Here is a 25,597-nt window from a genome sequence, read left to right as displayed (position 1 = left end):
GGGCGGTGGCCGTGCGCCGCGTCATTCCTGCGACTGCGCCTGCGACTGCGCCTGTGACTGCGACTCGGCGAACACGGCCAGGTAGCCGTTCGCCATCCGCGCCCGCGCGGCGTAGACCGCGGGATCGTCCGGCGCGAACGTCGCCAGGCCGTCGACGTAGCGGTTGTACATGCAGAAGGCCGCCGCGATGAGCACCGCGTCGTGAATCTCGACGTCGGTCGCGCCCGCGGCCCGCGCCTCGGCCACATGCCGCTCGGTCACCTTCTTCCCGCTCTCCTGCACCGCCGCGGCGATGGCCAGCAGCGCTCTGAGCTTCTCCGACACCGGCGCGGTCGACAGGTCGGCGCACACGTGCTCCACCAGCGACATCCCGTCGGGGGAGCGCACCGCGGCGAACGCCGCGTGGGTGTAGAAACAGAACCGGCACTGGTTGAGCGCCGACACGTAGGCCGCGATCAGCTCGCGTTCCCCGCGCGTCAGCGTGCTCTCGCCGCACAGCAGCACCTCCGACAGGGCGTTCAACGGCAACGCGGCCTCGGGCCGGAAGCGGAACAGCCCGCGGATCCCCGGCTCGTCGGAGTTCAGGGCGATGTGCGCTTCGCTCGGGCTCGGCGCGCCCAGCGGCACGAGCGGGGGCCGGGCCGGCCATTCCAGCCCGCATGACAGCCCGGCGTCGTCGGGCAGGGCGTCAAGGTCGACGGACACGGTCGGGCGGACGGGTAGTGCCAGTGCGTTCGACATGAACCATTCCTTCGTTCGGCGGCCAACTACAGCTCGCGAAATCAACTGTGCGTCCGCCGCGGGGGCCGGAGACAGGGGATCGGAGGTCAGCAAGCTGCCGGGGCGCTTCCGCTTCCTGCAGGCCGCCGCCCTTGACGGCCCGCGTCCCGGGCGACGCCGGGTCCGGGTGCGCACCGGGTCCGGGCCCGGTTCCGGGACGGGCCCGTGTGCGGGAGGCAGCTGCGCATTCGAGAAGATGCGCCGGCCGCCGGCCGGAGGTGACGCTCAGAGGACGGTCATCCCAGTCTGGAGGGCGACGTGGCGCAGGACGTCTACCTGAAGGTGGTACGCGGCAATCCGACGGCGGAGGAGCTGGCCGCGCTGATCACTGTGCTGACCGCGCGCGCCGCCTCGGCCGCCGCCGCGTCCGAGTCCCGCCCGGCCGACGCGGCCGGTCCGGCGGAGGTCGTCTCGGTCTGGCTGGACGGCAAGCGGACGGCGCGCAAGCCGGCCGTCCCCGGCGCCGGCCCCGCGGCCTGGCGGGTCAGCGGCTGGGCCGGCTGACCCTCGTCCGGCCCGCTTTTCCAAGCCCCCGCATTCGCGGGGGCTTGACGTGTTTTCCGCGCTCCTCGCGCCGTTCCGCAGCCGATCTTCCAGCGCCGTAAGGCGTGCCATTACAGATCATGACTTAGCTTCGCAATACGGGAGATGGCGCGGAAGTATCCGGCATATCACCATGAAATGGTCCAGTTGGGGGTGAAGAACCGTCATCGGCTGACGGCGAAGACGAGGAGCATTATGCCTACCCTGTTCGGTTCACTGCGCAGGCTCGTGCTGACTCCATCGCTGGCCGATGTGACATTCGGCGTGCGCGGCTTTCCCGTCACACCTTCGGAGGCGACGCGCGGGCTGGAGGCCATCCCGCAGGCGGTGATCTGCGGATTCGAGTGGGGCATCGACGCGCGCGACCAGTGGGAGGTCGAGCGCCGCCTGGCCCTGGTCGACCAGGAGCACAGAGGGTTCGCCTACGAGGGCGCGACCATGGCGTTCACCGTGCTCGACGCGATGGGCGGCGGGCGCGGCCACCGCACCAGGGACCTGCTGCTCGGCCCCGGACAGCCGCACATCTTCCTCACCTACATCGGCATCGGCTTCGCCATGGCACGGCTGCCCCGGCCGCTGTGGAAGAAGGTCATGCCCGACCTCACCGGCTCGGCGTACTACCCGGCCATGAGCTGGCTGGCCGTCGACGGCTACGGGTTCGACCGGGCCTACTTCGACACCCGGCGCTGGGTCGACGAGCAGCGGGTGCCCGCGCCGTACGCGTGGGAGGGATCCCCCGGCTACTTCCTGCGGGCCGTCGACCAGGGCATCGGCCGCGCCCTGTGGTTCATCCACGGCGGGAACGTCCCCGGCGTCGCCGCCCGGATCGAGGGCTTCGCGGCCGACCGGCGGGCCGACCTGTGGAGCGGCGTCGGGCTGGCCGCCACCTTCGCCGGCGGCTCGACGCCCGATGGGCTCGCCGCGCTGCGCCGCGCCGCGGGAGAGTACCGGCCCGAGCTGGCCCAGGGCGTGGTCTTCGCCGCCAAGGCGCGTGACTTCTCGTGCTTCGTTCCCGAGCACACCGAGGCGGCCGCCTCGGTGCTGGCCGAGCTGTCGATCGAGGCCGCCGTCGCGCTCGCGGACGCCACCGCCGTGACGGCCGGCCCCGGCGCCGTGCCGGCGTACGAGCTGTGGCGGCGGGCGGTGCGCGCGCACTTCGTCTCGTCGGGGGAGCGCGTCGCGGGCTGACGCCCGCGGCGCCCACCCCTTTCCACGCCGCCGTGAAACGGCGGTGTAAAAGGCGTTCCCGCACCCGGGAATCGTCTGCCGAATAGCGTGGCGAGCCATTTCGGCATGCCCGCCGACGGAAATTCGGCACAGCTGGATGAGCACGTTTGAAGTGGACCTGAAGTAACCGTATATGGCTACATTCTAAGCACAAGATATCCCGCGGAGCAGGGAAACCACCGGGGGAGGGAGAGGCAATTGGCCAGCCTGCTGAGGTCATTGAGGCGGCGTATTATCACGCCTGACGTCTCGGAGACGAAACTCGCGACGCGCGGTTTCCACGTGAAGAACGCCGAGGCCCGCGACCTGCTCGAAGCGGTCGGTGAGATGTTCCTCACCGGATACGCCTACGCGGCCGAGGCGCGCACGCCGGCCGAGGCGGAGGAGCGGCTGGAGCAGATCCCCCGCCGGTTCCGCGGCTTCGCCTACGAGGGCGCGGGCATGGCGTACGCCATCCTCGACGCCACGCCGCTCGCGACGAGCGGCAAGGTCGCCGGCAGCCTCGCCGGGCGGGGCGACGGCCAGGTGTACCTGATCTATGTCGGCGTCGGCTGGGCCATGGCGCGGCTGCCCCGGATGCTGTGGTCCAAGGTGCACGCCCCCGACCCGCTGCTGCGGTGGCTCGCGCTGGACGGCTACGGCTTCCACCAGGCCTACTTCCGCACCGAGCAGTACGTGCACGGGCAGTACCAGGACCCGCGCTTCCCCTGGCCGAAGGACGGCACGTCCGAGTACGCCAACCGCGTCATCGACCAGGGCGTCGGACGGGCCCTGTGGTTCGTCGGCGGCACCGACGTCGAGGTGGTCACCTCGCTGATCGCCAAGTTCCCCGAGCACCGGCGCGGCGACCTGTACGCCGGAGCCGGCCTGGCCGCGACCTACGCCTGCGGCGCCGAGGAGGACGAGCTGCGCAGGTTCGCCGAACTGGCCGGCCCGTACCGTCCCCAGCTCGCGCAGGGCTCGGCGTTCGCCGCCGAGGCCCGGGTGCGGCCCGGCCTGGTGGTGCCCGCCACCGAGGTCGCCACGCGCGTGTTCTGCGGAGTCCCGCCGGAGCAGGCGGCGCGGATCAGCAACGAATCCCGCCCAGACCAGCCGATCCAGGGTGATGTGCCGGCCTACGAGGTGTGGCGGCAGCGCATCGCCGACCAATTCGTCTCTCTTGGAGGTGTTAGCCGGTGACCGCGACCCTTGGCTGGCTGCGCAGACAGCTACCGGGAATCGTCGCTCTCGCGCTGATCGTGAGCGTCTTCTCGATAGCCCGCCTGCCGTCCTACTCCGCGGCCGAGACCGCGACCATCGCGAACAAGTTCTCGTTCAAGCCCTTGTCCATCGCGCTGCCCAGCGGCTACAAGCAGCAGACGATCCGCAAGGTGAACAAGGACTACGAGCACATCGACGCCTGGATCTCCTCGGTCGGCGCGGCCATCGCCATGAACGACCTCGACGGCGACGGGCTGTCCAACGACCTGTGCCTGGTGGACACGCGCATCGACCAGGCCGTGGTGACGCCCACGCCGGGCGCCGGCGGCAGCCGGTACGCGCCGTTCGCGCTGAACCCGGCCGGCCTGCCGATGAACGACACCATGGCGCCGATGGGCTGCGTCCCCGGCGACTACAACGAGGACGGCCGCATCGACCTGCTGGTCTACATGTGGGGCCGCACGCCCATCGTGTACCTGGCCAGGCCGGGCGCGACCAGGCTGGACGCCGCCGCCTACCAGGCCGTCGAGCTCGTCCCGGGCGCCAACTCCACCAACGGCAGGTACACCGGCCCGCAGTGGAACACCAACGCGGCCACCGTCGCCGACTTCGACGGCGACGGGCACGACGACATCTTCATCGGCAACTACTTCGCCGACAGCCCCGTCCTGGACCCGACGGTCGAGGGCGGCGTGCACATGAACCACTCGATGTCCGAGGGCTTCAACGGCGGCGAGGACTACTTCTTCCGCTGGACCGGCTCCTCGACCGGCGCCACCCCCTCGGTGAGCTACCAGAAGCTCGACGACGTGCTGCCCAAGGACGCCTCCAAGGGCTGGGAGCTCGGCGCGGCCTCCAACGACCTGGACGGCGACCAGCTCCCCGAGCTGTACCTGGCCAACGACTTCGGCCCCGACCGCATGTTCTACAACCGGTCCACGCCCGGCCACATCAAGCTCTCGCCGGTCACCGGCGTCCGCTCGCCGATCATCCCCAAGTCCAAGTCGGTCGGCAACGACTCCTTCAAGGGCATGGGCGTCGACTTCGGCGACCTGAACCACGACGGCCTGTACGACATGTTCGTCAGCAACATCACCACCTCGTGGGGCATCGAGGAGAGCAACTTCCAGTACATGGCCACGGCCGCGAACAAGGCCGAGCTGACCGCGAAGCTGCGTTCCGGCGAGGCGCCGTTCAAGGACGAGAGCGGCCCGTCGGGCACCGCGTGGTCCGGCTGGGGCTGGGACATCAAGATGGCCGACTTCAACAACAGCGGCGACCTGCAGATCGCGCAGGCCACCGGCTTCGTCAAGGGCCAGACCGACCGCTGGCCGCAGCTGCAGGAGCTCGCCACCGCCAACGACCAGTTGCTGCAGAACCCGTTCTGGTGGCCGAACGCCCGCGCGGGCGACGACATCGGCGGGCACCAGACGCTGCACTTCTTCGTCAAGGGTCCCTCGGGCCGCTACGTCGACATGGCCAAGGATCTCGGCCTGGCGATCCCCACGCCGACCCGCGGCATCGCCACCGGTGACGCCGACGGCGACGGCCGGCTCGACTTCGCGGTCGCCCGCCAGTGGGACGAGCCGGTGTTCTACTCCAACCAGAGCCCGGCGACCGGCGCCTTCCTCGGCCTGAAGCTGACGCGCGACACCCCCGCCTCTCCCGGCACGCTCCCGGCCGCGGGATCCCCGGTCACCGGCGCGCAGGTCCGCGTGAAGACCGCCGACGGGCGCGTGTTCGTCGCCCGGGTCGACGGCAGCAGCGGCCACTCCGGCCGGCGGTCCACCGACGTGCACATCGGTCTCGGCCAGAACGTCACAGGGCCGGTGACGGCGAACATCCAGTGGCGCGACCGCAACGGACAGGTGCACGACCAGGACGTCCAGCTCACCACGGGCTGGCACTCGCTCGAGCTCGGCCTGCAGGCCAAGGAGAAGTGATCGACATGGCTGACTCAAAGCCCAGCGCGGCCGAGAACAAGCCCGCCGCGCCACCGCGCCATGACCCCAAAGTGGTCACCGCCCTGCGCAACTTCGCGATCTCGATTTCGGTCTTCAACATCTTCGGTTACACCGTGCTCGGCTTCGAGCAGCCGTGGCTGTGGCCCTTCATCGCCCTGGCCACCGGTTACGCGACCGAGATCGGCCTTGAGATCATCGGCGCCAAGGTCGAGGGACGCGCGCCGCGCTTCAAGGGCGGCGGCTTCAAGGGACTGCTGACGTTCCTGTACCCGGCGCACATCACCAGCCTCGCGATGAACATGCTGATCTACGTCAACGACCAGATCTGGGTGCTCCTGTTCGGCGTGGTGGTCGCCGTCGGCGCCAAGTGGGTGCTGCGGGCGCCGGTCAAGGGCCGCCTGCGCCACTACATGAACCCGTCGAACTTCGGCATCGCGGTCATCCTGCTGGTCTTCCCCTGGGCCAGCATCGCCCCGCCGTACCACTTCACCGAGCACACCGACACCTGGTTCGACTGGATCATCCCCGGTCTGATCATCATCGGCGGCACGATGCTGAACGGCAAGCTGACCAACAGGATGCCGCTGATCATGGGCTGGGTAGGCGTCTTCGCCCTCCAGTCCATCGTGCGCGGCCTGCTCTTCGGCACCTCGATCCCCGCCGCGCTCGGCATGATGACCGGCGTCGCGTTCGTGCTCTTCAGCAACTACATGATCACCGACCCGGGCACCAGCCCCTCCCGGCCGATCAACCAGGTGCTCTTCGGCGGCGGCGTGGCCGCGATGTACGGCGTGCTCACCGCCATCCACATCTCCTACGCGCTGTTCTTCGCCGTGGCCGGCGTCTGCGCCATCCGCGGCGGGTTCTTCTGGTCGGCCCACTTCATGATCAAGGCGCGTGAGCAGCGCGAGGCCCAGGCGGCGCTCAAGGCGGTGGCGGAGTTCCCCGTCGACCAGGTGCCCGCCGCGGACAAGAAGGTCGCCACGGTATGACCAGGATCGCGATCGTCGGCATGGCGTGCCGGTACCCGGACGCCGCGTCGCCCAGAGAGCTCTGGGAGAACGCCATCGCCGGTCGCCGCGCCTTCCGCAGGCTGCCCGACGTGCGCATGCGTCTGGAGGACTACTGGAACGCCGACCCGGCGCACCCGGACACCTTCTACGCGCGCACTGCGGCCGTCATCGAGGGCTACGAGTTCGACCGCATCGGCTACAAGATCGGCGGCAGCACGTACCGCTCGACCGACCTGACGCACTGGCTCGCGCTCGACATGGCGGGCCAGGCGCTGGCGGACGCGGGCTTCCCCGGGGCGGAGGGCCTGCCCAGGGACCGCACGGGCGTGGTCGTCGGCAACACCCTGACCGGCGAGTTCACCCGCGCCAACGTGATGCGCCTGCGCTGGCCGTACGTGCGCCGCACCGTCGCCGCCCAGCTCAAGGAGCTCGGCTGGGACGACGACCGGCTCGCCACCTTCCTCGCCGACCTGGAGGCCACCTACAAGGCGCCCTTCCCCGGCATCGACGAGGACACCCTGGCCGGCGGCCTCGCCAACACCATCGCCGGCCGCATCTGCAACTACTTCGACCTCAACGGCGGCGGCTACATCGTCGACGGCGCCTGCTCCTCCTCGCTGCTGTCGGTCACGACGGCCTGCAAGGCGCTGGAGGACGGCGACATCGACGTGGCCATCGCGGGCGGCGTCGACCTGTCCATCGACCCGTTCGAGATCGTCGGCTTCGCCAAGACCGGCGCGCTCGCCAAGAGCGAGTTCCGGCTGTACGACCGGCACTCCAACGGCTTCTGGCCGGGCGAGGGCTGCGGCATGATCGTGCTGATGCGCGAGGACGAGGCCGTCAAGGCCCGCCGCCGCGTCTACGCCACCGTCGCCGGCTACGGCATCTCTTCCGACGGCAAGGGCGGCATGACCCGTCCCGAGGTCAGCGGTTACAAGCTCGCGCTCAGGCGCGCCTACGAGCGCGCCGGGTTCGGCATCGAGACCGTGGAGCTGTTCGAGGGCCACGGCACCGGCACCGCGGTCGGCGACGCCACCGAGCTGCGGGCGCTGACCGAGGCCAGGGCCGAGGCCGACCCATCGGCCACCCGCGCGGCGGTCACCTCCATCAAGGGGATGATCGGCCACGCCAAGGCCGCCGCCGGCGTCGCCGGCCTCATCAAGGCCGCCATGGCGGTGCACGAGCAGGTGCTCCCGCCGGCCATCGGCTGCGTGGAGCCGCACGAGGTGCTGTCCGGCGACGGCGCGACGCTGCGCGCGCTGCGCAAGGCCGAGCCGTGGCCGGCCGGCGCCCCGGTGCGCGCCGGCATCACCGCCATGGGCTTCGGCGGCATCAACACCCACGTCGTGCTGGAGAAGAACGGCCCGAGGAAGCGGGCGCCGATCTCGACGCGGACCCGCACCCTGGCCGCCTCGCTCCAGGACGCCGAGCTGCTGCTCGTCGACGCGGCCACCCCCGAGGCGCTGCGCGAGCGGGTCGCCGAACTGGCCGGCTTCGTCATCACGGTGTCCTACGCCCAGCTCGCCGACCTCGCCGCCACCCTCCAGCGCGACCTGCGCGACCTGCCCTACCGCGCCGCGGTGGTGGCCTCCTCGCCCGAGGACGCCGAGCGGCGGCTGCGCACCGTGCTCGACGCCCTGGACGCGGGGGAGACCCGCCTGTTCAGCCCGGAGGGCAAGGCCTTCTACGGCCACGCCGACGGGCCGGGCCGGGTGGGCTTCCTGTTCCCCGGCCAGGGATCGGGCCGGGGCACCAGCGGCGGCGCGCTGCGCCGGCGCTTCGCCGAGGTCGAGGAGATCTACGTCCAGGCGGCGCTGCCCACCAGCGGCGACATGGTCGCCACCGCCGTGGCGCAGCCGCGCATCGTCACCGGGTCGATGGCGGGGCTGCGCGCCCTGTCCATGATCGGCGTGGAGGCGGACGTCGCGGTCGGTCACAGCCTCGGCGAGATCTCGGCGCTGCACTGGGCCGGCGCGCTGGACGAGGAGGGCCTGCTGCGCGTCGCCGGCGTCCGCGGCAGGGCCATGACCGAGCACAGCGCCTCGGGCACCATGGCCAGCGTCCGCGCGACGCCGGACACGGTGACCGAGCTGGCCGGCGACCTGCCCGTCGTCATCGCCGGGTACAACGGCCCCGAGCAGACCGTCATCGCGGGCCCGCTCGACGCCATCGAGGCGTTCGGCCGCAAGGCCGGCGACGCCGGGCTGAAGTGGACCAAGCTCGCGGTGTCCCACGCGTTCCACTCGCCGCTGGTGGCGCCGGCCGCCGAGGCCCTCGACGCCTACCTGGCCGAGGAGGACTTCGGCCCGGTGGCCCGTCCGGTCGTCTCCACGGTTACCGGGGAGACCCTCCAGCCGGACACCGACGTGCGCGCCCTGCTGCGCGACCAGATCACCGCCCCCGTCCTGTTCACCCAGGCCGTCGAGGCCGCCGCCAAGGACCTGCACCTGCTCGTCGAGGTCGGTCCCGGGCGGGTGCTCAGCGGGCTGGCCGCGTCGGTGACCGACGTGCCGGCGCTCGCGCTCGACACCGACGACGAGTCGCTGACCGGCCTGCTCAGGGTGGCCGGCGCCGCGTACGTCGCCGGCGTGCCGATCGTGCACGAGGAGCTGTTCCACGGCAGGCTCGTCCGGCCGCTGGAGGTCGGCGCCGAGTTCACCTTCTTCCAGAACCCGACCGAGCAGGCGCCGCAGGTCAGCATCACCGGCACCGTGCAGCCCCGGGCCGCCGCGCCCGCCGCGCCGGCCTCGCCGGTCGCCGGCGAGGCGCCGCAGCCGGTGGGCGACGCCGCCGAGTCGAGCATCGACCTGCTGCGCCGCCTCGCGGCCGAGCGGGCCGAGCTGCCGCTGGAGATGGTCGGCGAGGACAGCAGGCCGCTGGACGAGCTGCACCTCAGCTCGGTCACGGTCATGCACATCATCGACCAGGCCACCCAGCGGCTCGGCGTGCCCGCGTCCAAGGCGCCGACCAACCTCGCCACCGCGAGCCTGCGCGAGCTGTCTGAGGCGCTGGACGCGCTGGTCGCCGGCGGCGGGACCGCCGAGGCGGCCCCCGCGTCCGCGGTGGCCGGCGCCGCCCCCTGGGCGCGGCCGTTCAGCGTCGACCTGGACGCGCTGCCGCTGCCGGCGCGCACCTCCCCGCAGGAGAACGGCCCCTGGCAGCTGTACACGGCCGGGGACTCCCCGCTCGCCGTGCCGCTGCGCGAGGCGCTCGAACGCGGAAAGGTCGGCTCCGGCATCCTGGTGGTGCTGCCGCCCGGCTGCGCGGAGGAGCACCTTGAGCAGGCGCTGCTCGGCGCGAAGTCGGCCGTCGCCGCCGCCCCCGGCACCCGCTTCGTCCTGGTGGAGCACGACCGCGGCGCGGCCGGGCTGGCCAAGACGCTGCAGCTGGAGGCGCCGCACCTGCGCACCACCATCGTGCACGTCCCGGTGACGCCCGACGCGGTCGGCTGGGTCGTGCAGGAGGTGGCGGGGACGACCAGGTTCGCCGAGGCGTTCTACGACGCCGACGGCGTGCGGCGGGTCCCCACCCTGCGGGCCATGCCGGTGAACTCCGCCCGCGCCGAGCACCCGCTGGGCGAAGGCGACGTCCTGCTCGTCACCGGCGGCGGCAAGGGCATCACCGCCGAGTGCGCCCTGGCCGTGGCGTCCGACAGCGGGGCCAAGCTCGCCATCCTGGGCCGCTCGGACCCGGCCGCCGACGCCGAGCTGGGCGACAACCTGCGCAGGATGGCCGACTCCGGGGTCGCCGTCCACTACGCCAGGGCCGACGTCACCGACGCCGCCCAGGTGCGCGCCGGCATCGCCGAGCTGGAGGCCGCGCTCGGGCCGGTCACCGCGGTGCTGCACGGCGCGGGCCGCAACGAGCCCGCCGGCCTCACCACGCTGGACATGGCCGCCTTCCGGCGCACCCTGGCCCCCAAGGTCGACGGCCTGCGCAACGTACTGGACGCCGTAGAGCAGGACCGGCTGCGCCTGCTGGTGACCTTCGGCAGCATCATCGGCCGCGCCGGCCTGCACGGCGAGGCGCACTACTCCACCGCCAACGACTGGATGGCGTCCCTCACCCGCGAGGTGGGGGAGGCCAACGAGGGCTGCCGCGCCATCTGCATGGAGTGGTCGGTCTGGTCGGAGGTCGGCATGGGCGAGAAGCTGTCGGTCGTCGAGGGCCTGTCCCGCCAGGGCATCGTGCCGATCGCGCCCGACCAGGGCGTGCGCATCATGCGCCGGCTCGTCGCCGACCCCGACGTCCCGCCGGTCGTGGTGATCAGCGGGCGCACCGAGGGCATCGAGACCGTCCGCCGCGACCTGCCGGAGCTGCCGCTGCTGCGCTTCGTCGACAAGGCGCTCATCCGCTACCACGGCGTCGAGCTGGTCGCCGAGGCCGAGATGAACGCCGGCACCGACCTCTACCTGGCGGACCACCTGCTGGACGGCAACCTGCTGTTCCCGGCGGTGTTCGGCATGGAGGCCATGGCGCAGGTCGCCTCGGCCGCCACGGGCAGGCAGACCCCGCCGGTCATCGAGGAGGCCGAGTTCCTGCGGCCGATCATCGTGCCGCCGGAGGGCAGCACCACCGTGCGCGTCGCCGCGACCGTCACCGACGACGACACCGTCCAGGTGGCCATCCGCAGCGCGGAGACCGGGTTCGAGGTCGAGCACTTCCGCGCCCGGCTGCGCTACACCGAACAGGGCGCCCCCGACGGGCCGCCCGCCCAGATCGGCGAGGGCCTGCCGGCCGTGCCGCTGGACCCGCCGACCGAGATGTACGGCGACGTGCTGTTCCAGGGCGGCCGGTTCCACCGGCTGCGCGGCTACCACCGGGCCGCCGCGCGCCACGTCGACGCCGACGTGGCGGCCGTGGACGCGCGCGACTGGTTCGCCGGCTTCCTGCCGGGCGAGCTGCTGCTCGGCGACCCCGGCATGCGCGACGCCCTCATGCACGGCAACCAGGTCTGCGTCCCCGACGCGACCCTGCTGCCGGTCGGCATCGAGCGCATCTGGCCCGGCGGCGCCGCGCTGGCGGACGCGGGACGGCTGCGCTACTGCGCGACCGAGCGGTTCCACGAGGGCGACACCTACATCTACGACATCGCCGTGCGCACCGCCACGGGCGAGGTCGTCGAGCGGTGGGAGGGCCTGCGCCTGCAGGCGGTCCGCAAGAAGGACGGCCGCGGCCCGTGGGTCGCCCCGCTGCTCGGGTCCTACCTGGAGCGCACGCTGGAGGACCTGACCGGGGTCCGCGCGGCCGTCGCCGTCGAGCCGTACACCGGCGCCGACGACGAGGACGCGCGCGCCGCCCGCACCGCCGTGGCCGCCGGGCGCGCCCTCGGCCACGCCGTCGAGGTCCGCCAGGGCCCCGACGGGCGGCCCGAGATCGACGGCGGGCGCACGCTCTCGGCCGCCCACGGCGCCGGCGTCACCCTGGCCGTCGTGGCCGAGGGCCTGGCCGGCGCCGCCGTCGAGACGGTCGCCGAGCGGACCGCGAAGGAGTGGGCCGAGCTGCTCGGCGCGCACGCGCCGCTCGCCGAGCAGCTCGCCGCGGCGACCGGCGAGGGGTACCACACGGCCGCGACGCGCGTGCTGGCCGCCGCCGGCGCCCTGCGCGGCGCCGGGATCCTGCCGAGCGCTCCGGTCACCCTCACCCCCGCGCTGCGGGGCGCCTGGGCCGTGCTCTCGTGCGGAGGCGGCCACGTCTCGACGCTCGTCACGACCCTCCGGGACGCCCCGGACCCGGTCGTGTTCGCCGTCCTCACCGGAGGGCGGTCGTAGGGCATGGGGAGTTCGACGCGGAAGGGCCGCCCTCACCGGGCGGCCCCCCGCCACACGGAAGGGCGGTCCTAGCCCGATGGGCAAGTACTACGAATACCTGCACACGGTCGGCTTCGAAGAGACCAACATCGTGGGGAACGTCTACTACGTCAACTACCTGCGCTGGCAGGGACGCTGCCGGGAGATGTTCCTCAAGGAGCGGGCGCCCGAGGTGCTCGCCGACCTCCAGGACGACCTGAAGCTGTTCACGCTGAAGGTCGACTGCGAGTTCTTCGCCGAGATCACGGCCTTCAGCGAGCTGTCCATCAGAATGCGGCTGCAGGAGCTGGCCCAGACCCAGGTCGAGTTCAGCTTCGACTACGTCCGGCTCGACCCGGACGGCACCGAGACGCTGATCGCCCGGGGCCGCCAGCGGATCGCCTGCATGCGCGGGCCGAACACCCGCACGGTCCCCGCCAGGGTCCCCGACGCCTTGGCACGGGCGCTCGAACCGTATGCCTCGTAGGCGCGGCCCCCGACAGTCAGCCAGGAGGACAGCGTGAACGCCGACCTATCCACGCGAACCCGCCAGGTGGCGGACGTGAAATCGCTGCGGCGGGCGTTCGGGACGTTCGCCACCGGGGTCACCGTGGTGACGACGGGCGGCGCCGTCCCGCACGCCATGACCGCCAACTCCTTCACCTCGGTGTCCCTCGAACCGCCTCTGCTGCTGGTCTGCGTCGACCGGGGCGCGATGATGCACCAGTGCCTCACCACCACCGGTTACTTCGGGGTGTCGGTACTGGCGGCGCACCAGGAGGCGGAGGCGATGCACTTCGCCAACCGATGGCGTCCCCTGGGCGCGGCCCAGTTCGAGAACGTCGAGTGGGCTCCCGGCGAGGAGACCGGGGTGCCCCTGCTCACCGGCACCCTCGCCAGCTTCGAGTGCGAGGTCTTCCGCACCTACGACGGCGGCGACCACACCATCTTCATCGGCAGGATCCTCACCCTCATCCAGCAGACCGACCGCGACGGGCTGCTGTTCTTCAAGGGCAAGGTCCGCCAGATGAGCCCCGACTGGAGCGAGGTGCCACTGTGACGCTCACCGGACCCGAGGCCGGCAAGGCGGCCAGGGACACGGCCAGGGACACGGCCAGGGACACGGTCGAGGACGCGGCCAAGGACTCGGCCAAGGCCGCGGCGGGGGACGCCGGCGCGCCCGGGGCGGCGGCGCCGTCCCGCCGCAGGGTGCCGCCCGGCCCGCCGCTGTGGGCCGGGCCCGGCCTGTTCAAGAAGCTCGCCACCGACCGGCTCGCGCTGATGAACCTCGCCGCCACCTACGGCGACGCGGCCCGGCTGCGCATCGGGCCGAAGACGCTGTACTTCTTCAACCACCCCGACCACGCCAAGCACGTCCTGGCCGACAACAGCGGCAACTACCACAAGGGCGTGGGCCTGGTACAGGCACGGCGCGCCATCGGCGACGGCCTGCTGACCAGCGAGGGCGAGCTGTGGCGCAAGCAGCGCCGGATGATCCAGCCGGTGTTCCAGAACAAGCGGATCTCCCGGATGGACAAGGTCATCGCCGCCGAGGCGGCCGGCCTCGTCGAACGGCTGCGCTCGCACGCCGGCGGCGACCCGGTCGACGTCGTCCAGGAGATGACCTGGCTCAGCCTCGGCGTGCTCGGGCGCACCCTGCTCGACGCCGACCTCGGCGCGTTCAGCTCGATCGGCCACTCCTTCGAGGCCGTCCAGGACCAGGCGATGTTCGAGCTCGTCACGCTGAGCAAGGTGCCGATGTGGGTGCCGCTGCCCAAGCAGCTCCGCTTCCGCCGCGCCCGCGCCGAGCTGCAGCGCATCGTCGACCACCTGGTCGCCGACCGGATGGCCCGTCCCGAGGGCCTCGGCGACGACGTCGTCTCCCGCCTGATCGGCTCGACCGGCCAGGAGGCCGACCCGCGCGTCGGCCGCCAGCGCATGCGCGACGAGCTGGTCACCCTGCTGCTCGCCGGGCACGAGACCACGGCCAGCACCCTGGCCTGGACGTTCCACCTCATCGACCGGCACCCGGAGGTGCGCGAGCGGCTGCGCGCCGAGGCGACCGAGGTCCTCGGCGACCGGCCGCCGGTCTACGAGGACCTGCACCGCCTGCGGTACACGGCGATGGTGGTGGAGGAGGTCATGCGGCTCTACCCGCCGGTGTGGATGCTGCCCCGGGAGGCGCAGGGGGACGACGAGGTCGGCGGCTACCACGTGCCGGCCGGGTCCGACGTGCTGATCAGCCCCTACACCCTGCACCGGCACCCGGCGTTCTGGGACGCGCCCGACCGGTTCGACCCCGGCCGGTTCGACCCCGGCCGCCCGGTGAACCGGCCGCGGTACGCCTACATCCCGTTCGGCGCCGGACCGCGGTTCTGCGTCGGCAACCACCTCGGGATGATGGAGGCCACGTTCGTGATCGCCATGGTCGCCCGCGACCTGCGGCTGACCCGGCTCCCCGGGCACGAGGTGGTGGCCGAGCCCATGCTGTCCCTGCGGGTGCGCGGCGGCCTGCCGATGAGCGTCCACCTCGCCTGACGGACCGGAGGCGACCAGCGGCGAGCGACATGAAAGGCGGGCGCCCCTTTTCCGGGCGCCCGCCTTTCACGCACTCGCCCGTGGAATCACAGCGGGGAAGAGGCGCCGGAAAGGCGCTCCCGATGAATGGCGAAATGGTGAACGGGCGCGATGAAAAGGGCGCGCGGGAAGAAAGCGCGCGGTGAACGGCGACGGCCGACGATGGCGGCGAACGGCAACGAACGGCGAACGGCGCCGGCGCCCAGAGATCCTGGCGAACGATGAACGCCGCGGGAGACGCGGGAGCTCCGGTGGGAGGCGTAACGCGGGGAGCCGCGCGAGAAGGCGTGTGACGTCGCCGGCGACGCCGCCGGAACGGGACGTCCCGGCCGGGAGAACGAACAGATCAGTGAATCGGTTACGGATCAGTGGATCAGCTGGGGGACGTTGACCGGCAGCAGATCGTGCAGGGCGAGCAGCACGGGCGGGTCCAGCGGGCGCATCGGCCGCAGTGACAGGTCGGCCACCCTGGTGTGCGTGCCGGGGCGTACGGTGATCGGCCCGTGGCGTCCCACGCAGACGGCCGTGTCGCCGCCGGGCGCGTGGTCCAGGGCGTCCTCGCGGCCGGGGGCGACGGCCTGGGCCATCAGGTGCCAGTCACCTTGCGGCACGTCCTCCAGCACGTAGGAACCGGACCTGGGCAGGATCGTGTACCTGACGGGCCGGCCTTCGAGGATCCGGTCGGGGAACAGCCCGGCGAAGATGGGCTGGTCCTCCAGCGGGCAGAAGATGTCGCCCCTGATCGTCGTGGTCGCCGGCCCCGTGACGGGCGGCTCGTCCAGCGGGTCGAACGGCGTGTCCTGCGCGACGCTCTTGAGCTGGCGGTACTTGGTCGGCGAGACCCCGACACTGCTGGTGAACCGCGAGCTGAAGGTGCCGACGCTGGAGTACCCCACCCGGTGGCTGATGTCGGTGACGGTCAAGGAGGTCGAGGCCAGGAGCCGCTTGGCCTCCTGGAGGCGGACCGCGGACAGGAAGCGGCCGGGCGACAACCCGGTGACCCGCTGGAAGACGCGGGAGAAGTGGAACTTGCTGAACATCGCCGTACGCGCCATGTCATTGATGGTCAGTTGCTCGCCGAGGTTTTCGTGCATGCTCCTGACGACACGAAGGACGGCCTGTTCGATTGCGCTATCCATTGCTCCTCCCGTGCATTGGAGGTGTTGACGGAATCGACCTCGAATTGCCACGGGAGAACTCGTGTTCGCGAGCCTCCGTCATTAGCTCACACCTCACTGCAGTGAATGGACCCCACCCGGTCACCGTGCTGAATTCCGGGAAAGACGACGCTCGGCGACGACACATCGACGGCACTCGGCCATGCCATCAGAATTGGCGTCCGGCGCCTTCTGCGACAACCCCTAAGGCCCCCCTGCCTGCCCATATCCGCTTTCTGCGCCCGCGGCGGGGAGGGAATGTGAAAGCAACTCAGAAGATGCACCGGCGGCGGGCGTGCCTGAACGTGGAACTGGTCAGCAGCCGCCTGGGACCGACGAAGGGAACGCCTATGCCGTCGCCAACCCCCGAGGGGGAACACGCCAGGACGATGACGCTGGAGGCGTTCGCCGACACGATCGTCCCCGGCGAGAAGCGGTCGCCGGACGACAGGGCCATCGCGGGCGCCGCCGACGGCGGCGGCGCGGTGCAGGCCGGCGCCATCGAGCTGCTCGAATGGGACGCGACCGGCCTGGCCGACAGCCTGGACGGCTTCGCCTCCGCGCTGGACGCCCACGCGCGGGCCTACGCCGACGAGCGGGGCCTCACCCTGGACGACTCCGTGCCGCCCTTCGTCGCGCTGCCCTTCGAGGACCGCACCGCCCTGGTGCAGCGGCTGACGCTCCCCGGCCACCCCGAGAAGGCCCTGTGGGTCAGCCTGGCGCTGTTCAGCAACATGGCGTTCGACTCGGCGGCCCACATGCACACCGCCGACGCGATCGCCCAGGGGCACCCCGGGCTGATCGCGCTGGGCATCGAGAAGCCCGGCGCAGGCGGCCTGTGGCGGTTCGACGAGTACACCTACGGCCGTCCCCTGGCTCGCCTGCACCCGGACACGACCCCCTCAGGGAGCCCCGCATGACCAGCACCGAACGCACCGACGTCCTCGTGGTCGGCAGCGGCTTCGGCGGCGCCATCGCGGCCTACCACCTCGCCGCGGGCGGCGCGAAGGTCGTGGTGCTCGAACGAGGGCCGTGGCTGACCGGCCAGGACTTCGACCACGACTTCAAGCTCGGCTCGTCCTACACGCGGGCGTTCGACTTCGTCGTGGGCGACGGGATGAGCATCCTGGGCGGCAACTGCGTGGGCGGCGGCAGCGTCGTGTACTTCGCCGCGATGCCGCGCGCGCCGCGCTTCGTCTTCGAACGGCACGGCAGCATCGGGCGGCGCATGTGGCCGTCGGCCATCAGCCGCGACACCCTCGACCCCTGGTACGACCGGGTGGCGGAGTCCATCCCGATCTACCAGCAGGGCTGGAACGACGTCTCCTACGCGGGCGGCCTGTGGGCGGCGGCGTGCGACCACGCCGGCCGCACGGCCAACCCGGTGCCGGTCGCCGTCGACCCGACCCAGTGCGTGAACTGCAACTGGATGATGGCCGGCTGCCGCTTCGACGCCAAGAAGTCGCTGCTGTTCACCTACCTGCCGGCCGCGCTGTCGCACGGGGCCGAGATCCGCCCGCTGCACGAGGTGCAGCACATCTCCCGCACCGACGACGGCGGCTACCGCGTCCACTACCAGGTCGTCGACGGCGAGGACTACCGGATCACCACCGGAAGCGGCGCCATCGACGCCAAGATCATCGTGCTGGCGGCCGGCGCCGGCGCCACCCCGGTCATCCTCCAGCGCAGCGAGGCCACGCTGGGCGCCATGCCGCGCGCCGTCGGCCGGTACTTCTCCGGCAACGGCGAGCGGCTCAACACCGCCATCCTCAACGAGGACAAGGTGCGCGACGTCCTCGGCCTCTCGCGCGGGAACGGCATGGCGTACGAGGCCAACCAGATCGGCAGGGGCCCGGTCGTCGCCAACTGGGATCGCCTGGACGGCTCGCTGCCCGAGTTCGAGCGCTTCTCACTGGAGCAGCTGTACTTCCCGCCGGGCCTCGGCACCATCCTCGCCCAGGTCCCCGGCGCCGAGGGCATCAGCTGGTTCGGCGTGGACAAGAAGGAAGTGCTCAAGCGCTGGCGCTCCTGGCTGATCATCTTCCAGATGATCGAGGACAACAACGAGGGCGTCTTCGGCCCGCCGCCCGCCCGGGGCAACGCCGACCGGCTCTCGCAGCAGATGCTCGGCGTCGGCAGCCTGCGCTACGACCCGACCCCGCAGACGCTGCGCGCCTGGGCCCTCGCCGACGCCGAGTGCAAGGACATCCTGGAGCGCGACGGCCTGGCCGAGGTCGCCGCGTGGACCAACGACGTGGTCGGCGCCTACACCGTCCACCCGCTCTCGTCGTGCCGCATCGGCGACGACCCGGAGACCTCGGCGCTGGACGACCGCCACGAACTGCGCGGCCACCCCGGCATCTTCGTCACCGACGGCTCGGCCGTACCCGGCGCGCTCACGGTCAACCCGGCGATGACCATCTCCGCCCTGGCCGAGCGCGCCATCCCGGGCATCGTCGCGGCGGCCCGCGAGCGGGGCGTCGAGGTCACCTACGGAGCCCCGGCGCCGAACGGCGGCGTCGCCGCCCGCCGCGCCGCCGCACCCCAGGTGCCCGAACTGATGCGCCGATAGCCCGATGCCGGGTGGACGGGGCGTCCGCGTCCCGCCGCCGTGCCGTCCTGCGACGCCGCGGCGGGTGGACGCGGCGCCGGGCGGCCGGCGCCTTCGACGGCGCGCCGCCCGGCGCGTGCGCGTGGACGACCAGGGAGGGAGGGGGAGCGATGGGTAGGGTGCTCAGCCGCTTGACGCTGCCCGGGGTGCTGAGACAGGTGCGGCATGTCACGCCGGTGCGGCCGGGCGCGGCCGACGGCCTGGTCGCCCGGGTGTACGCGCAGGTCGAGCCGGACTTCGGCATGCTCGCGCCGCCCATCATCCTGCACTCGCCCGCGCCGGGGCCGCTCGCCGCCTCCTGGGCGATACTGCGCGAGTCGCTGCTCGCCGCCGGCGCCGTGCCCCGTCCGGTCAAGGAGGCGGTCGCCACCGCCGTCTCGGCCGGCAACGCCTGCCCGTACTGCGTCGACGTGCACCGGGCCACCATGGACGGCCTCGTGCCGGGCGGCCAGGCCGCCGCGATCGCCCGCGACCGCGCCGGGGCGATCGCCGACCTCCGCATGCGCGCGGTGGCCGAGTGGGCGCTGGCGAGCGGGACGCGGGAGACGGCCACGCGGCTGGAACCGCCCGCACCGGCGGAGGAGATGAGGGAACTGGCCGCGGTGGCGGTGACGTTCCAGTACCTCAACCGCATGGTGAACGTCTTCCTCGACGACTCTCCGCTGCCCCCTCAGGTCCCTGACCGGGCGCGCGGCCCGCTCATGCGGCTGTTCGGCCTGGTCATGCGGCCGGCCGCCCGCAGGGCCGCCACCCCCGGCGCGTCCCTGGTGCTGCTGCCCCCCGCGCCGCTGCCCGGCGACCTGGCCTGGGCGGAGGGCACGCCGTTCGTCGCCGGCGCCTTCGCGCGGGCCGCCGCGGCGATGGAACAGGCGGGCCGCCACGCGGTGCCGCCGCCGGTACGCGAACTGGTGACGGCCGAGCTGGACGCCTGGAACGGCGAGCCGGCGGGCCCGAGCCGCGCGTGGGTGAACAACGCCGTGTCCGCGCTGCCGCCCGGCCTCCGCCCGGCGGGCCGCCTGGCGCTGCTGACCGCGAAGGCCTCCTACCAGGTCGACCGCTCGGTCGTGGCCGAGTTCCGAGCCGAGACGCCCGGCGACCGCGCCCTGGTCGAGCTGACCTCCTGGGCCGCCTTCACCGCATCCCGCCGAATCGCCACCTGGCTCCCCACCACACCAAGAACCCCCAGCACCGACCCCACGAGCCACGCCCGCGCCGCCTCCCGCGAAAACTCCGGTCCTGGCGGCGGCTCGGCATCCGCTGACCGAGTCGACGCCCGCGAGAACTCCGGCGCCGGCGCCGAGTGACGACCGCCGCCACAGACCTGTGACCGACGACCAGTGACCAGTGAGAGGAGAGACACGTGTCCGAACTGGATGCCGTGCTCGCAGACCTGACCGCGGAAGGTGAGCAACTCGACGACCTGGTCGCCGGCCTCACCCCCGACCAGTGGCGCCTGCCCACTCCCGCGCCGGGGTGGACCGTCGCCGACCAGATCGCCCACCTGGCGTTCATCTTCCGCATCGCCGGCACCGCGGCCGCCGACCCGGAGAAGTTCAAGGCCATCGCCGCGGGCGCCGAACACGACTTCAACGGCGCGGTGAACGCCGCCCTCGCCGACTATGCCGGCGACACCCCCGAGGTGCTGCTGGCCCGCTGGCGCGCCGAGCGCGCGTTCGTGGTCGACGCGCTCGCGGCCGTGCCCGACGGACAGGTGGTGCCGTGGCTGGTCAACCCGCTGCCGCCGATCATCCTCACCTGCGCGGGCATCATGGAGCAGTTCGCGCACGGGCAGGACATCGCCGACGCGGTGGGCGCGCGCCTGGAGCGCACCGACCGCATCAAGCACCTGGTGATCTTCGCGATCCTGACCAAGGACTTCGGGTACCAGGCGCGCGGCCTGACCCCGCCGCCCGTGGAGTTCCGCTGGGAGCTCACCGCGCCGTCCGGTGAACTGTGGGCGTTCGGCCCCGAGAACGCCGAGCAGCGCATCACCGGCCCCGCAGTGGACTTCTGCCTGCTGGCCACCCGCCGCCGGCACCGCGACGACCTCGCGGTCACCGCCATCGGGCCCGACGCCGACCACTGGCTGGACATCGCCCAGTGCTACCGCGGCCCCGCCGGCGCCGGCCGCACCCCCGGCCAATTCGCCACCGCCGGAGTCTAGTGCGGTACCCACTCATCGACCGTGCCGAGGATTCCACCGCCCGCATGCATGCGTTGTCCGGCGCCGAAGCGGCCGGTCAATGGGTACGGCGAGACCGGCGCCGGTCTTACGGCGGCCGGCCCGGCGATCCTTGGTGGACACCGCGCTGGACGGGGTGACCGGGAGGGTTCGCGGGGTCCGCGCCGTAGGGCGGCGCCGAGTTCGCCGCCCACCGTCCCGCCGCCCCGGCGCCGATGAGTGAACCTCATTGGTGGGTCGGCGGGAAGCTCGCTCCGCGAAGGTCGGCGTGTACCGAGCTTTCGCCGCCCCAGTGGATGCGCTTTTCTGGCGCCGAAGCGGCCGGTCATGGGTACGGCGAGACCGGCGCCGGTCTTACGGCGGCCGGCCCGGCGAACGTTGGTGGACACCGCACTAAGCGCGGGTCGTCGGAACAGGGCCTCACCGGGCGGGTGCCGGTGAGGCCCTTCTTATGCCCTTGGTCTACCGGGCTTGCCGTGCCCGGCGGAGGTGATAAGGGATTCGTCCGGTGGCTGATGGCAGGAAATGGCGGGGGGTCGGCAACTTGCTGCCTTTGTTCTCTGGTCCGGTGGACGTCGGAATGGCGCACAGTTGGTGGTGCGGAACGAATCCGCGGAATTCCACCGCCGGACGCATTCTCCGTAACCGGCGAAGAGAACGTAGAGAAAAGGGAGCGACGCCATGGTGACGACGATGACCGCGGGCGCCAAGCCATCGCACATCCGGGTGGCCGGCGCGCCGGACTCGCCCGCGATCCGCCGCGTCACGGTCATCGGCACCGGGGTGATCGGCACCTCGATCGCGCTCGGCCTGCGGCGCGCCGGCGTCCAGGTCGCGCTGTACGACCGGGACGCCGCCTCGCTCGCGGAGGCGGTGCGGATGGGCGCGGGCGTACCCCTGGGGCCCGGCACCCCTGCCGCCGACGTGGTGGTCATCGCCACCCCGCCCTCCACCGTGGTGCCCGTGCTGCGCGACGCGCAGGCCCGCGGGCTCGGCGCCGCCTACACCGACGTGGCCAGCACCAAGGACCGCATCACCGCCCAGGCCGAGCCGGCCGGCTGTGACATGGCGACCTACGTACCCGGGCACCCGATGGCGGGCCGCGAGCTCTCGGGGCCCGGCGCCGCCCGCGAGGAGCTGTTCGCCGGGCGGCCGTGGGCTCTGTGCCCGCACCCCGGTACGCGGCGGGAGGCGGTCGCGCTGGTCGCCCGGCTGGTCGAAATGTGCGGCGGGCGGGTGAGGATGCTGGCGTCCGACGCCCACGACCGGGTGGTGGCCGCCGTGTCGCACGTGCCGCACCTGGTGGCGGCGGCGCTCGCCGCGCGGTTCGCCGGCGCGGACGAGGCGACGCTGTCGCTGGTCGGCGCGGGGTTGCAGGACACCACGCGCATCGCGAACGGATCCCCGGGCCTGTGGTGCGACATCCTGCGGCAGAACGCGGAACCGGTCGCCGCCGCGCTCGAAGCGGTGGTGCGCGACCTGGCGGAGGTCGCCGCGGCGCTGCGCGGCGACGACCCGGCCGCGGCGGGCGTCCTCGCCGACCTGCTCGTCAGGGGCAACCTCGGCCGCGAGCGCATCGTCGAGGCGGGCCCGTCGCGCTGGACACACGCCAAGCCCGCCGCTTCCGTTCAGGCCGATTCCGTGTCGGAGGCTTCCGTGACGGCGGTGCGGGTGGCGGCCTGAGCGGCCCGGTCTCCGTGACAGAGCATTTTGGAAGAAGTACGGCGGGGCGGCCGACGAGACAATGCTGAGGAGAGCATCGGCGGATGGCCGTGGCCCGGCCACCGCCGGCGGAAAGGAGCGTGCCGACCAGCATGACAAGACGGCTTGACTTGGCTTTACCGGCAAGGTTCCGCCCTGTGGCGCACCTCGGCGGCCAGGTCCGGAGTATCGCGCGTCGGCTGGTGTCGGTGTGTTCCGCCCTTTTGCGCTCTGACCGGCTCACCACCCCGGCAGGGCGGTTCGGTGAAGACCCCGCTTTCTCTCTTCTCAGGCGGGGTGTGCGGGAATGTCGCTCGGTCTCCCGCCGTGTCCTCTGGTGGCGATCGCTGGGCGCTCCCTTCGTCCGGGTCCCTGTCACTCCGCAGGCGCCGCCCGCGTGATCAGACCGATCTCGGATCCCTGTGGAAGGGGGCGCCGCTGCCGGAACTCCGCGGCCGGTACGCCCCGTCTCGCGGGCACCGGAAGACCGGCCGGAAATCGAGCACCTCCCGTAATCGCACCACCCGGCTCCAAGCGGTCACCCGCTGGTGCGCGGCCGACGAAGAGAGGACAAGAATGTGACCGACGAAGTGCGGCTCAAGGCCGGACGACGTGAGTGGGTGGGCCTGGCGGTTCTGGCGCTGCCCGCGATCCTCGTCGCCCTGGACATCTTCGTGGTGCTCCTGGCGCTGCCCGAGGTGAGCGCGAAGCTCGGCGCCAACAGCACCCAGCAGCTCTGGATCGTGGACATCTACGGGTTCATGGTCGCGGGCTTCCTCATCACCGCGGGCAACCTCGGCGACCGCATCGGCCGCCGCAAGCTGCTGCTCATCGGCGCGGCGGCCTTCGGCGTCGCCTCGATCGTGGCGGCGTACTCCACCAGCGCCATCACGCTCATCATCGCCCGTGCCGTGCTCGGCATCGCCGGCGCCACCCTCGGGCCGTCCACGCTCTCGCTGATCAGCAACATGTTCCGCGACGACAAGCAGCGCGCGAGCGCGATCGGCGTGTGGGCCGGGTCGTTCTCGCTGGGCGCGATCATCGGCCCGGTCGTCGGCGGCGTGCTGCTGGAGCACTTCTGGTGGGGCTCGGTCTTCCTGCTGGGCGTGCCGCCGATGGTGCTGCTGCTCATCGCGGGCCCGATCCTGCTGCCCGAGTACCGCAACCCCCAGGCCGGGAAGATCGACTTCACCAGCGTGGCCCTGTCCCTGGCGGCGGTCCTGCCGGTCATCTACGGCATCAAGGAGCTCGCCCGCACCGGCTGGCAGGCGGTCCCCCTCGTCGCCCTGGTCTTCGGCCTGATCATGGCGGTCGTGTTCCTGCGCCGCCAGCGCGCGCTGAGCGACCCGCTGCTCGACCTGCGGCTGTTCAGCAACAAGATGTTCAACACCGAGCTGGGCAGCATGCTGCTCTACAGCGCGCTCACCGGCACCACCATGCTGTTCGTCGCCCAGTACTTCCAGACGGTGGCGGGCATGACGCCGCTGCAGGCCGGCCTCGGCCTGCTCCCCGGCCTGGTGCTCGGCATCGTCAGCGTCACGGTGGGCCCGCAGCTCGGCGGGCGCTTCAAGCCCGCGCACCTCATCGCGGGCGGCCTGCTCATCGTGGTCGCCGGTCTCGTGGTCCTCACCCAGGTCGACTCGGCCGCCGGCATGATCATCGGTTACGCCATCTGGTGCCTCGGCGGCGGCCCGCTGCTCACGCTCGGCATGGGCCTGGTCGTCGGGTCCGTCCCGCCGGAGAAGGCCGGGTCGGCGTCGTCGCTGGCGCAGATCTCCAACGAGTTCGGTTACGCGCTCGGCATCGCGACGGTCGGCACCATCGGCACGCTCGTCTACCGCACCCAGATCGCCGACGCCATCCCCGCGGGCGTCCCGGCCGCCGCGGCCGGAGCGGCGCGAGAGAGCGTCGCCGGGGCCACGGCCGCGGCCGGGAGCCTGCCACAGCAGGTCGCCGAGACGCTGCTCGCGCCCGCCCGTGAGGCGTTCTCCAACGGCCTGCACGTGGTGGCCGCCATCAGCGCCCTCATCGTCCTCGGCATCGCCGTCCTCAACGCGGTCGTGCTGAAGGACCTGCCCGCCTTCGGGCAGCCCCCGGCCGGCCCGGACGGCGGCGAGGCGGGCGGCGGCGCGGAGGCGAACGGCGAGGCCCAGGCCGGCGGCGCGGCCGCCGGCGAGGCGCAGCCGAGCGCTCAGCCGGCACGGGACGAGGTCGCCGTGGCGGGTCGCGAGTCCTAGCGGCGGCTGTCGGGGCCTGGCGGAGCGAGTCGTCCTCCAGGCCCCGGCGGCACCGGGGCACGTGCCGCACGAAATCCGGCGATCGCGCCTATCCGAATTCCCCGCATTTGGGGACCCGATTTCTGGATCGCCGGCCGAACGCGTCGATTCCAGGACACCAAAAGAATCGGACCGTACCATTGATAAAAGAACGATCCCCATACGGTGGTAGCCGGTTCGTTGTAAATGAAAACGACGAGAGGAAATTCTGATGGCTCAGTTCGCGGTTCTGCTTTACGCTCCCACCCCCGCCGACTGGTCGGAGGCCCCGCCGGAGGAGCTCGAGGCGCACGGCGCGTACGCGGGCAAGATCGAGGAGCTCGGCGCCAGCATCGTCGCCGGCTACGCGCTCCAGCCCAGCACCACCGCCAAGGCCGTCCGCAGTGACGGCGTCACCGACGGCGCCTTCATCGACGCCAAGGAGGTGCTCGGCGGCTTCACCGTGATCGAGGCCCGTGACATCGACCACGCCGTGGAGATCGCCAAGCTCAGCCCCGGCACCTGGCGCGGCGGCATCGAGGTCCGCCCCCTGTTCGGCTGACTTCCCCACCCGCCCGTGGGGCGGGATCCCAGAGCG

General features: G+C 72.2%; 18 protein-coding genes. 16 read left to right on the top strand and 2 right to left on the bottom strand.

Going from position 1 to position 25,597, the window contains the following annotated elements:
- Positions 1–21 precede the first annotated feature (21 nt).
- Complete coding sequence (locus ACZ6QO_RS35080; RefSeq protein ID WP_465857361.1) at positions 22–741, bottom strand: carboxymuconolactone decarboxylase family protein; 720 nt, start codon at positions 739–741, stop codon at positions 22–24.
- Positions 742–1,038: 297 nt separating this feature from the next.
- Between ACZ6QO_RS35080 and ACZ6QO_RS35075 the strand changes: the two genes are divergently transcribed.
- The 9 genes from ACZ6QO_RS35075 to ACZ6QO_RS35035 all read left to right on the top strand — a co-directional run bounded on the left by ACZ6QO_RS35075 (position 1,039) and on the right by ACZ6QO_RS35035 (position 15,054).
- A complete protein-coding gene (locus ACZ6QO_RS35075; RefSeq protein WP_465857359.1) occupies positions 1,039–1,284 on the top strand; it encodes an acyl-CoA carboxylase subunit epsilon in 246 nt (81 codons plus the stop codon).
- Positions 1,285–1,518: 234 nt separating this feature from the next.
- Positions 1,519–2,511 carry a DUF1702 family protein gene (locus ACZ6QO_RS35070; protein WP_465857357.1) on the top strand — a complete coding sequence of 331 codons (993 nt, stop codon included), beginning with the start codon at positions 1,519–1,521 and terminating at the stop codon, positions 2,509–2,511.
- Positions 2,512–2,748: 237 nt separating this feature from the next.
- Positions 2,749–3,729 carry a DUF1702 family protein gene (locus ACZ6QO_RS35065; RefSeq protein ID WP_465857355.1) on the top strand — a complete coding sequence of 327 codons (981 nt, stop codon included), beginning with the start codon at positions 2,749–2,751 and terminating at the stop codon, positions 3,727–3,729.
- Positions 3,726–5,693, top strand: coding sequence for a CRTAC1 family protein (locus ACZ6QO_RS35060; RefSeq protein WP_465857353.1), 1,968 nt, complete (start codon positions 3,726–3,728; stop codon positions 5,691–5,693). The genes ACZ6QO_RS35065 and ACZ6QO_RS35060 overlap by 4 nt, the downstream gene beginning before the upstream one ends.
- A 5-nt stretch (positions 5,694–5,698) precedes the next feature.
- Entirely contained in the window at positions 5,699–6,706 is a 1,008-nt protein-coding gene (locus ACZ6QO_RS35055) for an enediyne biosynthesis protein (RefSeq protein ID WP_465857351.1), read from the top strand.
- Positions 6,703–12,498, top strand: coding sequence for a type I polyketide synthase (locus ACZ6QO_RS35050; protein WP_465857349.1), 5,796 nt, complete (start codon positions 6,703–6,705; stop codon positions 12,496–12,498). The genes ACZ6QO_RS35055 and ACZ6QO_RS35050 overlap by 4 nt, the downstream gene beginning before the upstream one ends.
- Positions 12,499–12,574: 76 nt before the next feature.
- Entirely contained in the window at positions 12,575–13,003 is a 429-nt protein-coding gene (locus ACZ6QO_RS35045; RefSeq protein ID WP_465857347.1) for an acyl-CoA thioesterase, read from the top strand.
- Between the two features lie 33 nt (positions 13,004–13,036).
- Positions 13,037–13,576, top strand: a complete 540-nt coding sequence (locus tag ACZ6QO_RS35040) for a flavin reductase family protein (RefSeq protein WP_465857345.1) — start codon at positions 13,037–13,039, stop codon at positions 13,574–13,576.
- Positions 13,573–15,054, top strand: a complete 1,482-nt coding sequence (locus ACZ6QO_RS35035; RefSeq protein WP_465857343.1) for a cytochrome P450 — start codon at positions 13,573–13,575, stop codon at positions 15,052–15,054. The genes ACZ6QO_RS35040 and ACZ6QO_RS35035 overlap by 4 nt, the downstream gene beginning before the upstream one ends.
- Positions 15,055–15,458: 404 nt before the next feature.
- On the opposite strand, the gene ACZ6QO_RS35030 is transcribed toward ACZ6QO_RS35035, so the two are convergent.
- Complete coding sequence (locus tag ACZ6QO_RS35030; RefSeq protein WP_465857341.1) at positions 15,459–16,232, bottom strand: helix-turn-helix domain-containing protein; 774 nt, start codon at positions 16,230–16,232, stop codon at positions 15,459–15,461.
- A gap of 368 nt (positions 16,233–16,600) precedes the next feature.
- Here ACZ6QO_RS35030 and ACZ6QO_RS35025 point away from each other — a divergent pair, with 368 nt between their 5' ends.
- From ACZ6QO_RS35025 to ACZ6QO_RS34995, 7 genes are all read left to right on the top strand, one after another.
- Positions 16,601–17,170 (top strand): DUF5987 family protein, encoded by a 570-nt coding sequence (locus tag ACZ6QO_RS35025; RefSeq protein WP_465857339.1) that lies wholly within the window; start codon positions 16,601–16,603, stop codon positions 17,168–17,170.
- Positions 17,167–18,822 carry an FAD-dependent oxidoreductase gene (locus ACZ6QO_RS35020; RefSeq protein WP_465857336.1) on the top strand — a complete coding sequence of 552 codons (1,656 nt, stop codon included), beginning with the start codon at positions 17,167–17,169 and terminating at the stop codon, positions 18,820–18,822. The genes ACZ6QO_RS35025 and ACZ6QO_RS35020 overlap by 4 nt, the downstream gene beginning before the upstream one ends.
- Positions 18,823–18,971: 149 nt before the next feature.
- A complete protein-coding gene (locus tag ACZ6QO_RS35015; protein WP_465857335.1) occupies positions 18,972–20,165 on the top strand; it encodes a carboxymuconolactone decarboxylase family protein in 1,194 nt (397 codons plus the stop codon).
- Positions 20,166–20,221: 56 nt separating this feature from the next.
- Positions 20,222–21,025, top strand: a complete 804-nt coding sequence (locus tag ACZ6QO_RS35010; RefSeq protein WP_465857333.1) for a TIGR03084 family metal-binding protein — start codon at positions 20,222–20,224, stop codon at positions 21,023–21,025.
- Positions 21,026–21,724: 699 nt separating this feature from the next.
- Complete coding sequence (locus tag ACZ6QO_RS35005; RefSeq protein WP_465857331.1) at positions 21,725–22,726, top strand: prephenate dehydrogenase; 1,002 nt, start codon at positions 21,725–21,727, stop codon at positions 22,724–22,726.
- Positions 22,727–23,322: 596 nt separating this feature from the next.
- Entirely contained in the window at positions 23,323–24,981 is a 1,659-nt protein-coding gene (locus ACZ6QO_RS35000) for an MFS transporter (RefSeq protein WP_465857329.1), read from the top strand.
- 250 nt (positions 24,982–25,231) lie between these two features.
- A complete protein-coding gene (locus ACZ6QO_RS34995) occupies positions 25,232–25,561 on the top strand; it encodes a YciI family protein (protein ID WP_465857327.1) in 330 nt (109 codons plus the stop codon).
- Positions 25,562–25,597 lie beyond the last annotated feature (36 nt).

The sequence above is a fragment of the Sphaerisporangium sp. NPDC049457 genome (assembly GCF_055586705.1).
The sequence above is the reverse complement of the archived record's forward strand: the minus strand, read 5'-3'. Positions and strand labels throughout refer to the sequence as shown.

What these genes read in the sequence shown, in the direction of transcription:
- ACZ6QO_RS35045 (WP_465857347.1), top strand. Translation starts at nt 12,575, where the DNA reads ATGGGCAAGTACTACGAATACCTGCACACGGTCGGCTTCGAAGAGACC.
- ACZ6QO_RS35080 (WP_465857361.1), bottom strand. Translation starts at nt 741, where the DNA reads ATGTCGAACGCACTGGCACTACCCGTCCGCCCGACCGTGTCCGTCGAC.
- ACZ6QO_RS35070 (WP_465857357.1), top strand. Translation starts at nt 1,519, where the DNA reads ATGCCTACCCTGTTCGGTTCACTGCGCAGGCTCGTGCTGACTCCATCG.
- ACZ6QO_RS35055 (WP_465857351.1), top strand. Translation starts at nt 5,699, where the DNA reads ATGGCTGACTCAAAGCCCAGCGCGGCCGAGAACAAGCCCGCCGCGCCA.
- ACZ6QO_RS35050 (WP_465857349.1), top strand. Translation starts at nt 6,703, where the DNA reads ATGACCAGGATCGCGATCGTCGGCATGGCGTGCCGGTACCCGGACGCC.
- ACZ6QO_RS35005 (WP_465857331.1), top strand. Translation starts at nt 21,725, where the DNA reads ATGGTGACGACGATGACCGCGGGCGCCAAGCCATCGCACATCCGGGTG.
- ACZ6QO_RS35025 (WP_465857339.1), top strand. Translation starts at nt 16,601, where the DNA reads ATGCCGTCGCCAACCCCCGAGGGGGAACACGCCAGGACGATGACGCTG.
- ACZ6QO_RS34995 (WP_465857327.1), top strand. Translation starts at nt 25,232, where the DNA reads ATGGCTCAGTTCGCGGTTCTGCTTTACGCTCCCACCCCCGCCGACTGG.
- ACZ6QO_RS35015 (WP_465857335.1), top strand. Translation starts at nt 18,972, where the DNA reads ATGGGTAGGGTGCTCAGCCGCTTGACGCTGCCCGGGGTGCTGAGACAG.
- ACZ6QO_RS35030 (WP_465857341.1), bottom strand. Translation starts at nt 16,232, where the DNA reads ATGGATAGCGCAATCGAACAGGCCGTCCTTCGTGTCGTCAGGAGCATG.
- ACZ6QO_RS35020 (WP_465857336.1), top strand. Translation starts at nt 17,167, where the DNA reads ATGACCAGCACCGAACGCACCGACGTCCTCGTGGTCGGCAGCGGCTTC.